This is a genomic window from Actinomadura vinacea, from assembly GCF_039532545.1.
GTDB lineage: Bacteria > Actinomycetota > Actinomycetes > Streptosporangiales > Streptosporangiaceae > Spirillospora > Spirillospora vinacea.
In genome coordinates this window covers 343,306-356,945 of the sequence record NZ_BAAARW010000001.1, presented here as the reverse complement: position 1 = coordinate 356,945, position 13,640 = coordinate 343,306, and the positions used below count along the sequence as shown (strand labels likewise).

The 13,640-nt window shown below is 71.3% G+C and carries 16 protein-coding genes; 3 read left to right on the top strand and 13 right to left on the bottom strand.

All coding sequences use genetic code 11. The features are described 5' to 3' along the window. Positions 1-3: 3 nt before the first annotated feature. The 10 genes from ABD340_RS01620 to ABD340_RS01575 form a co-directional block, all read right to left on the bottom strand. The gene (locus ABD340_RS01620; RefSeq protein ID WP_344586475.1) at positions 4-1,329 is read right to left on the bottom strand and encodes a hypothetical protein; all 1,326 of its coding nucleotides are present in this window, start codon (positions 1,327-1,329) and stop codon (positions 4-6) included. Then, positions 1,316-1,747 (bottom strand): hypothetical protein, encoded by a 432-nt coding sequence (locus tag ABD340_RS01615; protein ID WP_344586474.1) that lies wholly within the window; start codon positions 1,745-1,747, stop codon positions 1,316-1,318. Before ABD340_RS01615 ends, ABD340_RS01620 begins: the two co-directional genes overlap by 14 nt. Continuing rightward, positions 1,744-2,802, bottom strand: coding sequence for a molybdopterin-dependent oxidoreductase (locus ABD340_RS01610; RefSeq protein WP_344586472.1), 1,059 nt, complete (start codon positions 2,800-2,802; stop codon positions 1,744-1,746). Before ABD340_RS01610 ends, ABD340_RS01615 begins: the two co-directional genes overlap by 4 nt. Before the next feature lie 53 nt (positions 2,803-2,855). After that, positions 2,856-3,485 carry a class I SAM-dependent methyltransferase gene (locus ABD340_RS01605; RefSeq protein WP_344586470.1) on the bottom strand — a complete coding sequence of 210 codons (630 nt, stop codon included), beginning with the start codon at positions 3,483-3,485 and terminating at the stop codon, positions 2,856-2,858. Further along, complete coding sequence (locus ABD340_RS01600) at positions 3,482-4,159, bottom strand: TIGR04282 family arsenosugar biosynthesis glycosyltransferase (protein ID WP_344586469.1); 678 nt, start codon at positions 4,157-4,159, stop codon at positions 3,482-3,484. Before ABD340_RS01600 ends, ABD340_RS01605 begins: the two co-directional genes overlap by 4 nt. Further along, positions 4,156-4,821 (bottom strand): glycosyltransferase family 2 protein, encoded by a 666-nt coding sequence (locus ABD340_RS01595; protein ID WP_344586468.1) that lies wholly within the window; start codon positions 4,819-4,821, stop codon positions 4,156-4,158. The genes ABD340_RS01600 and ABD340_RS01595 overlap by 4 nt, the downstream gene beginning before the upstream one ends. Then, positions 4,818-5,831: an NAD-dependent epimerase/dehydratase family protein gene (locus tag ABD340_RS01590; protein WP_344586467.1), complete on the bottom strand. Its 1,014-nt coding sequence runs from the start codon at positions 5,829-5,831 to the stop codon at positions 4,818-4,820. The genes ABD340_RS01595 and ABD340_RS01590 overlap by 4 nt, the downstream gene beginning before the upstream one ends. A gap of 138 nt (positions 5,832-5,969) precedes the next feature. Continuing rightward, a complete protein-coding gene (locus ABD340_RS01585) occupies positions 5,970-7,085 on the bottom strand; it encodes a sensor histidine kinase (protein WP_344586466.1) in 1,116 nt (371 codons plus the stop codon). Continuing rightward, positions 7,082-7,804 carry a response regulator transcription factor gene (locus tag ABD340_RS01580; RefSeq protein ID WP_344586465.1) on the bottom strand — a complete coding sequence of 241 codons (723 nt, stop codon included), beginning with the start codon at positions 7,802-7,804 and terminating at the stop codon, positions 7,082-7,084. Before ABD340_RS01580 ends, ABD340_RS01585 begins: the two co-directional genes overlap by 4 nt. A gap of 298 nt (positions 7,805-8,102) precedes the next feature. Continuing rightward, entirely contained in the window at positions 8,103-8,540 is a 438-nt protein-coding gene (locus tag ABD340_RS01575; RefSeq protein ID WP_344586464.1) for a hypothetical protein, read from the bottom strand. A 50-nt stretch (positions 8,541-8,590) separates the two neighbouring features. On the opposite strand from ABD340_RS01575, the gene ABD340_RS01570 reads away from it, so the two are divergent. Continuing rightward, positions 8,591-8,731 carry a hypothetical protein gene (locus tag ABD340_RS01570; protein WP_344586463.1) on the top strand — a complete coding sequence of 47 codons (141 nt, stop codon included), beginning with the start codon at positions 8,591-8,593 and terminating at the stop codon, positions 8,729-8,731. A gap of 5 nt (positions 8,732-8,736) precedes the next feature. On the opposite strand, the gene ABD340_RS01565 is transcribed toward ABD340_RS01570, so the two are convergent. Continuing rightward, positions 8,737-10,308 carry a CocE/NonD family hydrolase gene (locus ABD340_RS01565; RefSeq protein ID WP_344586462.1) on the bottom strand — a complete coding sequence of 524 codons (1,572 nt, stop codon included), beginning with the start codon at positions 10,306-10,308 and terminating at the stop codon, positions 8,737-8,739. Positions 10,309-10,377: 69 nt separating this feature from the next. On the opposite strand from ABD340_RS01565, the gene ABD340_RS01560 reads away from it, so the two are divergent. Further along, a complete protein-coding gene (locus ABD340_RS01560) occupies positions 10,378-11,052 on the top strand; it encodes a TetR/AcrR family transcriptional regulator (protein WP_344586460.1) in 675 nt (224 codons plus the stop codon). A 65-nt stretch (positions 11,053-11,117) separates the two neighbouring features. Here ABD340_RS01560 and ABD340_RS01555 read toward each other — a convergent pair whose 3' ends face one another. Beyond that, on the bottom strand, positions 11,118-11,708 hold the full coding sequence (locus tag ABD340_RS01555; protein ID WP_344586459.1) for a TetR/AcrR family transcriptional regulator: 591 nt from the start codon (positions 11,706-11,708) through the stop codon (positions 11,118-11,120). An 82-nt stretch (positions 11,709-11,790) separates the two neighbouring features. On the opposite strand from ABD340_RS01555, the gene ABD340_RS01550 reads away from it, so the two are divergent. Continuing rightward, on the top strand, positions 11,791-12,636 hold the full coding sequence (locus tag ABD340_RS01550; RefSeq protein WP_344586458.1) for an SDR family oxidoreductase: 846 nt from the start codon (positions 11,791-11,793) through the stop codon (positions 12,634-12,636). 18 nt (positions 12,637-12,654) lie between these two features. Here ABD340_RS01550 and ABD340_RS01545 read toward each other — a convergent pair whose 3' ends face one another. Then, positions 12,655-13,593 (bottom strand): dihydrodipicolinate synthase family protein, encoded by a 939-nt coding sequence (locus tag ABD340_RS01545; RefSeq protein ID WP_344586457.1) that lies wholly within the window; start codon positions 13,591-13,593, stop codon positions 12,655-12,657. Positions 13,594-13,640 lie beyond the last annotated feature (47 nt).

The window sequence follows — 13,640 nt, the reverse complement described above, 5'->3', positions numbered from 1 at the left end:
GCATCACCAGTGCGACTGGACGAGCGCCTGGATCGCTAGGGTCAGCCCTACCTGCGCGGCCAGCCATCTGCGTGCAGGGGGATCGTGCTGGGCCGAGGCAAGGAGCACCCATGCCGCGTAGGGCACCCATATGCGTTCCACCTCGCCCTTTGTCACGCCCGACACGTCCAGTGCGAGAACCCCGACTAGGGCCGCCCCCACAAGCCATGCCAGGGGACGGCGTCGTGAGAACACTGCCGGCAGGGCGCTGGCCGTAGCAGGGCCGACCAATAGGCCGAGCACGGCGATATTGGCGATGACGAAGTAAGCGTACGAGCGTTGCGCCGACCCTCGGCTGATGAGGTACGTCTCGCGGGTGGCCGCAACACCGTCCGGCCACCAGAAGCCGCCAGTGGCGAAGGCCAAGGGCACGACCGCGGCACAGCACAGCAGTATGGCAAGCACGCGACGGTTGGGCCGCGCCAGGATAACGACCGCGAGCGGTAGGGCGAACAGGGGAAGAAGACCGTAACTAAAGTAGGGCAGCGTGCCCAGTAGGAGACCGGCTCCTGCGGCTGCGACGAAGCTGTTGCGTTTGGCCGCGATAGCGGTAAGGGCGGTGGCCCAGGCCCCAACGCCGAGAAAGAAGGCGTCCATTGCCGTGGCGATCCACAGTGTGAGCGGCGCCAGCACGAGAAACGGCAGGGCACGTCGAGCGAGCGTCTCCCCGGCGATGTGGCGGACGGTGACGGCGATGGCCACGACGGCGGACGTCCCGGACGCGACGACGAGCGCAGAGGACCAGCCTGTGCCGCGCAGCCCGATCTCCTCCAGCGCCCACAGCACGAGGGTGGGAAGCGGCGGGTGGCCGCGCACGTGGGTGGTGTAGCCGCCGAGCCTCTCGGTGAACGTTCGCAGCCACTCCGCAGGGCCGCCCGCCCGGACGGCGTCAAGTCCTGCGGGGTACTCGGTGGGGGCGTCCAAGGGGCGGTGCAGAGCGTCCAGACCGTCGGTGAGGGCCAGCACGACCGTCCATGATGTAGACGCGGCCCAGGACACCGGCAGCAGAACCCGCCACGGCAGCAGGCGCGCAAGGGACGGCAGCACTGCCACGGCGGCCCCGCCCAGGCAGGCCGCGGGGACGACCTGCCAGGTGAGCAACCGGGGTGCGGCATGCAACGGGGGCAGTTCGTCCTCGGTGGCGAGCCCAGCCCGCTTGAGTAGGTCGCCGACGACGAACGCGCCCATAATGAGCAGGGCCCATGCCGCGACCACGATCCGCCCATGCGGACGGGTCCTTTTCCGGGGAGCGGGCCGGGGACGAGGCCGTTCAAGCTCACCGGTCGCCATCGGAACACCTTCGACGACTTTTGCGGATTCCGTAGCGGTGCCTTAGAGCGGTGCAAACGGCGAGGACGAAAACAGCAGCCAGAACGATGAGAAGGTTGCGGCCGTAGGAGAGAGGCAGGATGGACGGGTTGTCCGCACGTCGCCCCTGCCCCAGCACGAACGGCAACGCCACCAGCGTCACCATTCCGCCCACCATGAGCGTGCCTTGCACATGCCACCGGTAGGAGCGAGGCAGACGCGTGGTGGCCGCCCCCACGAGAAGCACGCACGGGACCAGGACCGCGTCATGGACGAGGGCCGCTCCCCCGAACCAGACCGCCCAGCCCACGAGATCGAAATCGGATTCCCTGACAAGGCCCCATAGGCCGGTAGCCATAAGCGCTCCGCCAACCCCGTAACCCAGGATGCGCTTCTTCATACGACCACCACCTTGTGGACCCACTTGGTCTGCAGCACCCCAGGGCGGTTCGGCGCGATGAGCCGGCATGGGTGGCCGTGGTCGAGATCCAAAGGCGAGCCGTTCACCTCGAGCGCAAGCAGGGTGAGGGGGTCGTGCCAGTGGGGAGGGTCGACCCAGGACGTTCGGTAGAGGCCACCGCGTTCCAGTGACTCGATCCGTACGCGCGCGTCCTGAGAGACACCGGCCATGTGGAGGAGGTCGCGTAGCCGCACCCCTTTCCAGGTGGCTTCCGCGCTCCATCCCTCCACGCATGCGATCGGCAGTCGCGCCATATGGGATGGGAGCGCGTTGAGGTCGTCCAGGGAAAGGAACACTTCTCGTTCTACGCGGCCTGCGACGTGAAGCCGGTAACCGGGGTCACGGGCGGCCGTGATGACGCCCGCGGCGGCCGCCGACTTGTTGACCGGCAATCCCTGTGGACCGACCCCGGGACGCCTGGGCGCGAGTACCGCGAGCTTGGCAAGAGGCGAGAATGCTTCACCGACCGTGGTCAACACGACCGTCCCCCCGGCGGCGGCAACGGTCAACAGGAACCCGCGCCGTCCCAGGCCGTCCTCCGGACGAGTCATGACCGTGCGCCGTACCTTGGCCCACTCGTTGGTCACGTGCACGACCAAGGCTCCAATGAGGATGTAGGCCGTCCAGTAGTGCGCCGTAGGAAAGAAGAACGGGAACGGATACCAGTAGGCGACGTTGAGCAGCCCTGTGACGAGCTGGAACAGAGAACCCCCGACCAGGACGAACACCAGGATCCGCTCGATCGCGTGCCCGACGGAACGCACGGGCGGCCACCGCAGCAGCTTGGGATAGACCGTCCACAGTTTGGCCAGCAGCAAGGGAATCGTCGCGAGCCCACCGATCACATGCAGGCCCTGGGTGAACCGGTAAAGGTTCACCGGACGGGACGGCCACACCGTCCAGTCCGGTGGGTGCTGCATGAAATGGCTGATCAGGCCCGTGACGAAAGCCGTGGTGAACGACAGGCCGAGCGCGATGCCGAGCCAGGCCGCCACCCGTTCATCGTGCAACCGGCTCGTGAACGTCACCGCCCGGCCGCGGATCCGGCTCAGCAGCGGCCCAGGGACGCGAACCATCGGCCCCCCTCCTCCCACACCTCGGTCACCTCGGCCCCTTGGCCCTCCGCGAGTCCGATGACGTCGTCGGCGGACACCCGAGCCCACGGGAACCACTCGCCGACGGCCCGGCCGGTACGGAGCCGGACCCGTCCGGCGTGCGAGCGGGTCCCCGGCGCCATCACCTCCGCCAACACCCGGCCGCCGCCCGGCGCGAGCAGGGCGAAGACCCTGCCCAGCAGCGCGGACGGGTCGCCGCCGATGCCGATGTTGCCGTCGGCCAGCAGCACGGTCGTCCAGATCCCGGCGCCGGGCACCCGGTCGTACACGTCCCGGACCAGCGCGGGGCCGCCGGCCGCGACGGTGAGCGCGACCGCGTACGGGGCGACGTCGATGCCGAGGGCGAGCAGCCCGCGTTCGGTCAGCGCCACGGTGAGCCGTCCCGGGCCGGAACCGACGTCCAGTGTGGGCCCGTCGCACCGGTCGAGCAGGCCGGCGTCGCCGGGGCGCAGGGACATCCATTCCCCGACGGGCAGCGGATCGCGGCGGCCCGTGCCGTCCTCGACCTCGACCTCGACGCCGTCCGGCCTTTCGAGGGCCCGCTCGTACAGCTCCCCGATCATGCCGTCCCCGCCCGGAGGGCTTGCCTCGTATCCCCTGCGTTCCCGGCCTTGCCGTCCTGGACGGCCCGGACGGCGGCGGCGAACCGGCCGTGCGGGGCGAGCGCGGCGACGCCGGCGGCGTCGGCGGCGGTGTCCACGTCGGTGAGGCGGGGCAGTACGGCCACGGTTAGCCCCGCCGAGTGCAGCCGGTCGAGCTGGGCCCGCCCGGTGTCGGGGCGTGACATCGGCACGCCGCGCAGCAGCGCGGCGTCGGGGCGGTCCAGGCCGAGCAGCCAGAACCCGCCGTCGTCGGCCGGGCCGAACACCGCGTCGCAGTGCTCCATCGCCCGCCCCGCCTGTTCCAGGAGAGCGGTCGTGACCTGCGGGGTGTCCATGCCGATCAGGACGAGGGGCCGCCCCGCGTACGCGTCCTCGAAGGCGTGCGCGAGCCGTTCGTCGAGGCCGTCGCCACGCTGCGGGATCACCCGCACGCCGGGCGGCAGCCACGGCCCGGGACCGCCCCGCAGAGCCAGGGTCCGCGCTCCGGCCGGGGTGCGCGCGACAGTGGCGAGCGTGTCGGCGAGAGCCGCCTCTGCCAGCCGGGCGGCCTCCTCCTCCGTGTAGCGGGGTGTCAGCCGCGTCTTGACCCGTCCCGGCACCGGCTCCTTGGCGATGACGACCAGGTCGGCGTTCACGGCGCTACCTCGGCCAGTACGCGGCGCATGTCGCGGACCGCCCGCACGGTCCCGCCGACAGTGCCGGTCACTTTGGAACGGCCCTGGCGGGGACGGTACGTCACGTCGACCTCGGTGATCGTCCAGCCGGCGGCGGCGGCCTTCAGGACCATCTCCAGCGGGTAGCCGAAACGGCGATCGGCGAGCACGAGGCCCAGCAGCCCGGCTCGCCGGACGGCCCGCATGGGGCCGAGGTCGTTCAGGGCCGTACCGGCCCTCCGGTTGAGGGAGCGCGCCAGGACGGTGTTGCCCAAGCGGGCGTGCATCGGCCAGGCGCCCCGTCCCGATGGGCGCCTCCTACCGAGCACCATGCCTTGCCCGCGCGTCCCCAGAGCCGCCACGACGCGGGGCAGTTCCCCAGGGTCAAGGGACGCGTCGGCATCCATGAAGCACACCACATCCGCTGAGGCCGCCAGCAGGCCGGTATGGCATGCGGCACCGAATCCGCGCTGCGGAGCCTCGACCACGGCCGCGCCATGGCCTCGCGCGATCTCCGCCGAATCGTCGGTGGACGCATTGTCGACCACGATGGGCCTGAAGCCGGGCGGCATCCGTGACAGCACCCAGGGCAGCGCCTCCGCCTCGTTCAGGCAGGGCAGGATGACATCGACGACGTCGTTCACCGGGCGGCGCCTACCTTCGCGTTGGCGAACTCGGCCATTCCTGAGGTGAAAGGCACTTCCGCCGTAAATCCAAGTTCGTCCCGCGCACGCCCAGGGCTCGCCACGATGTGGCGTACATCGCCCAGGCGGTAACCACCGGTCACCTGCGGCTCTGGGCCGCCGTACATGTCAGCCAGCGCATGAGCCATCTCGGCAATGGAACGAGGAGTGCCGCTGGCAATGTTGTACGCGCGCGACTCACCCTCGCTCCTGTCCTTGAGTGACTCCAGGGCGAGAACGTTCGCGTGGGCTACATCCCGCACGTGAACGAAGTCGCGTCGCTGCCGCCCGTCCTCGTACACCAACGGCGGCTCCCCACGCTCCAACCTCGAACGGAAGAGCGCGGCCACCCCCGCGTAGGGCGTGTCCAGAGGCATCCGCGGGCCGTACACGTTGTGGTAGCGCAACGCCGCGACCTTGCCCCCGGTCATACGCGCCCAGGACGCGGCCAGATGTTCCTGGGCCACCTTGGTATCGGCGTAGACGTTGCGCGGATCGTGGACGGTCTCCTCCTGGACGACCCCGGGCTCCAGAGGGCTCCCGCATACAGGGCACGACGGCTCGTAGCGTCTTGCCTGCAAATCGCTCTCCGAGCGTGGGCCCGGTCTGACGTTCCCATGGGCGTCGCAGGCGTAGGCGCCCTCGCCGTACACGACCATCGACGACGCCAGCACAAGCCCTCGCACTCCCGCGCGGGCCATCTCGGCCAGCAACACCGCCGTGCCCTGCACGTTCACGCCCGCATATGCCGGGAGATCGAACACGTCCACACCGAGGCCGACCATCGCCGCCTGGTGGCAGACCGCGTCCACGCCGCGCAGGCGGCGCGCCACCGTCTCGGGGTCCCGTACGTCTCCGGCTTCCTCGCCCGCGCGCGGATCGAGCTCGCGCACCTCGTGCCCGGAGGCCGCGAGGGCCTCGGCGACGTGCGAGCCGATGAATCCGGCCGAACCTGTGAGCAGCACTCGCATGCGACGAACGTAGGGTGGCGGACGCCTGGAAACGCGGTCTGGGCCCGTCCCGTACGAACCTCGTAAGATTTGCCGCCGGCGATCGACCGGAGGGAGGGCACGGCTTGGCCCGGAAATGGTCCGCGACCGGCGTCGCCGTCAGGGTGTGAGCGGGAGGCGCACGACGAAGCGGCAGCCGGGACCAGCGTTCGTCACCCCGATCTGCCCGGAGTGCGCCTCCACGATGCCGCGCGCGATGGCCAGCCCGAGGCCCGCGCCGCCGCCCGGGGTACGGGCGCTCTCGCCGCGGAACGCCACGTCGAACACCCGAGGCAGGTCGGCCTCGAGAATGCCGCCGCAGGCGTCGGCGACGGTCACGCACGCCATCCCCTCAGTCACCTCACCGGTGATCTCGATGGTGCCGTCCGCGGGGGTGTGCCGGATCGCGTTCACGACCAGGTTGCGCAGGGCCCGTTCCATCTCGCCCGCGTCCACCTCGACGGGGGTGCGGCGCCGGACGTCGCCGCGCAGCCGGACGCCCTTGGCGTTCGCCAAGGCCTCGGTGCCCGCGACGACCTCGGCGACCAGATCCTGAAGCCCGACCCGCCGCCGCGACAGCCGCAGCGCTCCGGCGTGGATGCGCGACAGCTCGAACAGGTCGTCCACCATCTCCGACAGGCGGTCGACCTCCACGCGGATGCGGCCGTGGTAACGCGCCACGGTCGCGGTGTCGGCCACGACGCCGTCCTCCAGTGCCTCGGCCATCGCCCGCAGCCCGGCCAAGGGCGTGCGCAGGTCGTGGCTGACCCAGGCGACGAGGTCGCGACGGCTGGCCTCCAGGGTCCGTTCACGGGCATGGGCCTCCGCCAGCCGCCGGTAGGCGTCGTCGAGTTCGTGCGCCAACTCGGCCAGCTCGGCGGGCAGGCGGGTGCCCGGCACGCGGTACGGATCGGCGCGCACGGCCGCGACCAGGACGCGGTTCGCGGCGACCAGGCGACGGCCCAGCAGCAACGACACCCCGGCGGCGACCGCGCCGGAGGCCGCCACGACGGCGAGCACCACCGACTGGTCGTGGTCGTTCAGCACCATCATGAACGTGATCACGACGATGCCGGAGACGGTCGCCAGCACGGTCGCGACGCCGACCAGCCCGAGCTGGACCGCGATGGACCGGCCGCGCAGCCGGTGCAGCAGCGCCAACCCGGCCGCCGCGACGCCGAGCGCGGCGACGGCCGCGTACCAGACCACCTGCAGCAGGTCGGACACGGGGATCACGGCGAGGCCTCCTCGATGCCGGCGGGCTCGTAGCGGTAGCCGACACCCCACACGGTGACGATCCGCCGCGGCGCGGTCGGGTCGTCCTCGATCTTCTCCCGCAGCCGCCGGGTGTGGACGGTGACCGTGGAAGTGTCGCCGAACGACCAGCCCCACACGCGCTCCAGCAGCTCGTCCCGGGTGAACGCCCGCCGCGGGTGGCGCATCAGAAACGCCAGCAGGTCGAATTCGCGGGTGGTCAGGCTCAGCGGAGCGCCGCGCAACTCGGCCTCGTGCGCCCGCGCGTCCAGCGTCAGGTCGCCATCGCGCAGCACCCCGGTGCCGGCGGGGACGACCATGCCGCGGGCCCGGCGCAGCACCGACCGCACCCGAAGGGCCAGCTCGCGAGGGCTGAACGGCTTGGTGACGTAGTCGTCGGCACCGGTTTCCAAACCGACGAGCCGATCGGTCTCCTCGCCGAGCGCGGTCAGCATCACGATCGGCACCGGGGAGGTCTCGCGGAGCCTGCGGCACACCTCCAGGCCGTTCAGCCCGGGCAGCATGAGGTCGAGGACCACCAGGTCGGGCGGGTCGTCCAGAGCCCGTCGCAGAGCATCGCGCCCGTCGGCCACACACTCGACCCGGTGACCGTCGCGCACCAGGTAGCGGGCGACGACCTCGGCGACGGTCGGATCGTCGTCCACCACCAGGACTCGCCCGGTCTCCTCAGCGGGGCTCACCACGGCGACCTGGCAAAGGCTCGCGGGTGCAGCGCCGTCGCGACCGTCACCCACGCAGCGTACGGCAACCAGATGCGGCCGGCTCGACGGCCTTCCCGGCGGCGACGTCCTGGGCGCACGCGTTCCCGAGAGGGAGCCGGAAGAGCAGAGATCACGTGCTCACGCTAGGCCCGGCCTGTATCGATACCCGGGACACGTCATCACTCCGTAAGGGTCATGCCCTCCCGCGGCGGCCGGCAGGCGCAGGGCGCTCGGGGCCGCGGGCGTGCCGGTCGGTGCCCGCCCTGCGCGATCCGGCTCAGGCCCGCTCGTAGGTGAGGTCGAAGTCCTTCCGCCAGGTCTTGCCCTGGTCGTCGGAGGCCTCCCAACGTCCGACGATGCGATCCTTCTCGACGTCGGCGATGAAGCGCTGGTGGAAGTCCGGGTCCTCGCGGGTCATGGTCCAGCGCCCGTCGCCGAAGGTCATGGCGAACTGGCGGCATACACCGCGGTCGTCCTGGTAAAGCACGACGTAGGCGTCGTTCGCGTCGCTGCGTCCGATGACGAGGCTCAGCTCGGAGCGGTCCTCGCCTTCGCCGAACTCCGACGTCACGACCAGGAACGACTCCCCGAGCAGCGCGACGTCGGTCTTGCCCGGCACCTCGGCGCCAGGCGGTTCGAGGAACCAGGCGTCCGACACCGTTGTCGTCCATTCGCCGAGGAGCCCGTCGAGTTTCTCGAGTTCGGTGTTGCGCATCGTTTTCCCCAATCGGTTCGACGCGTACGACGCTATCCGGATCCATAGGAATGAGCACGATGGACATCGGCATCGGGCTGCTCACCCTGATCACCGGCATCGCCCTGGCCACGGAACGCCACCCGGACCCCGCCGCCGAGGCGGACCGGCAACTCGGCCTGACCTTGGCCGGAGTCAGCCCCCGGCCATGACCGGATCAGTCACCCGCACTTCCCAGGACGAGGGATGCCCGGTGCACCGAGACCACCGACGGGCCTGCGGGACGGCGCGCGAACCGGGGGCTGGGGGCGCCGCTGAGCTGGAGTCTGATCCGCTCCCCCGGGTGGATCATCCGGGCGGTGGCGCTCATGGGCACGGTGATGTCGACGGGCCCGGCCGGGGCCGTGTTCAGGCGTAGCAGGCCGTCGCACAGGTTGGTGGAACGGCCTTGGGTGTCGACGACACAGAGCCGGGCGAACACGTCGGCGCCCGCGCCGTCGGCGGAGATCCTGGCCTCGCAGCGGACGGGGCCGAGCACCTCGAATGGCCGGGTGCTCGGTTCGCTGGTGAAGGTCAGCACGTCCTTCCTGGTCTCCAGCTCGCGGTTGTCCTTGGCCCCGGCCCGTGGTCCCAGGCGGGGTCCGCCGAGGGCGGGCGGGGGGTCGGCGGGATCCTGGCGCAGTGGGATGGGCTCGTGGGATGTGGCGTCGCCCAGGGTGCCGTCCGCGCGCACATGCCGGCGCACGTTGCCGGCCGGCGGCCATCCGGTGAGGTCCCGCCAGCCGTCGCCTGCCCAGACACGCACTTGGGTCGGTCGCAGACCTGACTTGTCGTCGCGCAGGTGGGCGTTGAGCCAGCCGAGGGTGTCGGCGAACACGTCTTTGATTCCCTTGTCGAACGCCGACGTGTGGGTCCAGGGGCCGACCAGCAGTGAGGTGGGCGCACCTGAGCGTACCAGCCGGGAGTGCTGGCGCAGGGTCTGGTCGAGGCACACGTCGTACCAGCCGCTGATCAGCGCGGTGGGGATCCGCAAGCCGTCGGCCACCGCCGTCAGGTCGGTGCCAGCCCAGAACGGGTCGGCGGGGTCGGGGTGCGCCAGGACCCCCTCCAGGACGGCCGCCCGCTCACCGAGCACGGACACATAGGCGTCCTTGATCGACGGGTCGCGCGCGGCCTTGTCCATCCGGCGCTGAGCGCGGATCGCCGCCCGCAGATAGGCGCCCAGGCCACGTGACTGGTGGACCGCCATCGTGGTGGCGACCAACGCGGTCTCCAGGTTGAACGCTCCGCCGGTGTAGTAGAGGTCATGGGGTCGGCTAAGGCCGACCTGGATCACCATCGCACGCAGTTCGGGCGGCGGTGAGGCGGCCAGGGCCCACTGGGTGTAGCCCATGTAGCTGGGGCCGACCGTTCCCAGCACCCCGGTGAACCAGCGCTGTTCGCGCAGCCACGCGACGGCGGCGTGACCGTCGGCGGCTTCGGCCCGCCAGGAGTCCGGGCCTCCCAACGGCCCACGGCTGTCCTGCAGCACCACGTGGAAACCCTGTTCGGCGAACAGAAGCCCGTACAGCGCCGCCCAGGGCAGGCCGCGCCCGTACGGGGTGCGGACCAGAAGCGTCGGGAAGTCACCCGGGTCCACCGGAAAGTAGTGATCGGCCGTGAAGGCACGACCGTCGGCGCCCGGGACGACCAGCCCGGACTCGTAGGCCACGTGGTGCAGCGCCCGCGGAAGGCCCTTGAACGTGTTGCGCATCGCACGGACCCGCCACGGCGGCTTCCTGTGCCCCATCCTCGCCCCCCCATTTCTAGTACACCGTACGAGAATAGCAGGATGGAGCACGCACGAGGAGGGAGGGCCATGGATCCGGAAAGGCTCTGGCTGGACCGCGGCACCTCGCGGCTGGGCCGGCCGCCGGCGCGGACCCGGCCGCAGATCGTCGCCGAGGCGATCGCCATCGCCGACGCCGACGGACTTGCCGCGGTGACCATGCGGCGGGTCGCGGCCGGGCTCGGCGTCGGCACGATGACGCTCTACACCTACGCCTCCGACAAACGGACGCTCGTGGAGCTGATGATCGACGCAGCCGCGGGCGAAGTGGAGCTCGCGGCGCCGACCGGCGACTGGCGGACGGACCTGCGCGCACAGTGCCACTCCCAGCGGGAGGTCTTCCGCCGCCATCCCTGGCTGCACGCGGCCCAGTCCGACCGCCGCACCCTGGGGCCCAACCTCCTGGCCTTCATGGAGCACACCCTGGCGATCCTGGAACCGACCGGCCGCGACGGCCCCTCACTGCTGGAGATCATCGCCCTGCTGACCGGCTTCATCGGCAGCCATGTGCTCCATGAGCGCACCCAGGAGCGCGCCGGAACGGACCCGCAGCACAACGCCGAAGCCCAGTCCCGCTACCTTCACAAGGCCGTCGCCGCGTACGACCTGCCCCGGCTGGCAGCGCTGCTGGCCGCACCGGACCAGGTACCGCCGCCCGACTTCGAGCAACTGCTCAACCGCATGATCGAAGGTCTCCTCGGCTGACGCGACCGGCGTCCAGGCTTCCTCGGCGACGACGGCCTTCCTGCTCCCCACCACCCTGTGACCGCTCAAGCCTCCATGAGGGAGTCGAGCCAGCGGGTCAGGCGGGTTCCCTGGCCGGTCATGATCTCCGGGTCGCGCAGTGCATTGGCCAGCAAGGACATTCCCTGGTAAGCGCCGACGAACGTCAGGGCGAGGTCATCCGGGTCAGGCAGGTCCAGTTCACGGAACTGCTGCTCTGTCCAGTTCAGGAGCGACCGGATGACCTCGCCTGCTTCCAGGTCGAGGCCGCCGTCGGCGCGTTTGTCGAGTTCGGCGGCCAGGGTGCCGGTGGGGCAGCCGTAGCGGGCCGTGGTGTCACGCTGGCCGACCCACGCGTCGACCAGGGCTTTGAGTCGCTGGAGCGGGTCGGGGAGCTCGTCGAGCTCGCCGGTGAGCTCGGCAAGGTGCCCGGCATGCTCGGCCAGCGCGGCTTGGACCAGCTCGTCCTTGGTCTTGAAGTAGTAGTACACGTTCCCTAGGGGAACGTCGGCGGCTGCCGCAATGTCGGCGATGGTCGTGCGTTCGACGCCCTGCTGGTGCACGACCCGGGCGGCCGCGCTCATCAGGCGCCGCCGCTTGTCGGCCCCCCGCGCCCGCCCCTTGGGTGAGTTGGTCACCTCACTAACTATAGACAGGCCGCCGCCCGGGTGTGCTAGCGTTCTTTTCAGTCAGCCAACTAACTAACTTCTGGGGGACGCCATGATCGTGGTGACCGGGGCGACCGGCAACGTCGGCCGATCGCTGGTGGAGGTGCTCGCGGCGGCCGGCGGGCAGGTGAGGGCGACGTCCCGCGGGATCTCGCAAGCGGACGTGCCGGCGGGCGTCGAGCACCGGCGAGCGGACCTGGCCGACGCGGAGAGCCTGCGACCCGTTCTCGACGGCGCGGATGCGCTGTTCATGCAGAACGGCGGCGCCGGCGCGCACCTGCTCAGCCCGCAGGACATCCTGGACGCCGCCAAGGCCGGCGGCGTCGAACGGGTGGTGCTGCTGTCCTCGCAAGGCGTGGCCACCCGGCCGCAGTCGCCTTCGCATGGGGAACTCGGGCGGTCCATCGAGGACGCCGTCCGGGAATCGGGCATCGAATGGACGATCCTGCGGCCCGGCGGCTTCGACTCCAACTCCTACGCCTGGGCCGAACCGGTCCGGACGGCGCGGACCGTCGCCGCGCCTTTCGGCGACGTCGGCCTGCCGACGATCGACCCGGCCGACATCGCCGAGGTCGCCGCGGCCGCGCTCCACGAGGACGGCCACGCAGGACAGATCTACGAGCTCACCGGCCCCGCCCTCGTCACGCCGCGGGATCAGGCCGAAGCGATCGGCGACGCCCTCGGCGAACCCGTCCGGTTCGTCGAGCAGTCCCGCGAACAGGCCCGCGAGCAGATGCTGCGGTTCATGCCCGAGCCCGTGGTCGAGACCACCCTCGCCATCCTCGGCGACCCCACCCCCGCCGAACAGCGCATCAGCCCCGACGTCGAGCGCGTCCTCGGCCGCGCGCCCGGCACCTACGCCGAGTGGGCGCGGCGCAACGCCGCCGCGTTCCGCTGACCCCGCGCCCTCCGGCCGTCAGCGGAGGTCGGCGACCGGTAGCAGGCCCGCGCTCCGCAGCCGGTCGCCGATCCGTTCGATCTCGGCGGGGAGCAGCGGCGACAGCGGGTCGCAGGTCCGCGGGTGGTCGATGACCCCGCGCAGGACGAGGGCGGCCTTGAACGCGCCCAGCGCGGCGGAGATCGGCCCGATGCGCTGGGCGTCGGCCACCGTGATGATGGAGAACAGCTCGGTGAGCCGGCGCTGCTCGTCGCGCGCGGCGGCCCAGTCGCCGTCCCGGGCATGGCCAGCCAGGCGCACGTATCCGTGCGGGTCGACGTTGCCCAGCCCCGGGACGATGCCGTGCGCGCCGCTGAGCAGGGCCAGGTCGGCGAGCGTCTCCGAGCCCGTGAGGCAGGCGAAGTCCAGGTCGCGGGTGCCGGCCAGCACCCGGCGGAAGCCGGTGAGGTCGCCGCTGGAGTCCTTGAGCGCGGCGATGACCCCGTCATGGGCGAGTTCCACGACCAGCTCGCCGGGGATCTTGCGCCCCGTGTTGGAAGGGATGTCGTAGGCCACGACGGGCCGGTCGAGCGCCCCGGCGAGCAGCCGGAAGTGGGCACCGATCTCGCGCGCCGAGACCTCGACGTAGAACGGGGCGGTGGCGACGACGGCGTCGGCGCCGAGCCGCTGGGCGGTGCGCGCGTGGTCGAGCACCCGCGGCGCGCTGGTGTCGATGGCACCGGCGAGCACGGGGACCTGGCCCGCGACGACGCCGACGACGGTGGTCAACGCCGCGGCACGGGCCCGGTCGGTGAGCAGGGCGGCCTCGCCGGAGGAGCCGCCGACGAAGATCCCGTCGACGCCGGCGTCGAGCAGGAAGCCGCAGAGCCGTTCCAGTGCGGGGACGTCCAGCTCGCCCGCCGCCGTCAGCGGGGTGCACACGGGCGGGATGACGCCCCGGAGGGCCGGGCCGCTCATGAGGCGGGGATCGCGTTGATGACGGGGGACACGGGCCCTCCTCCGGT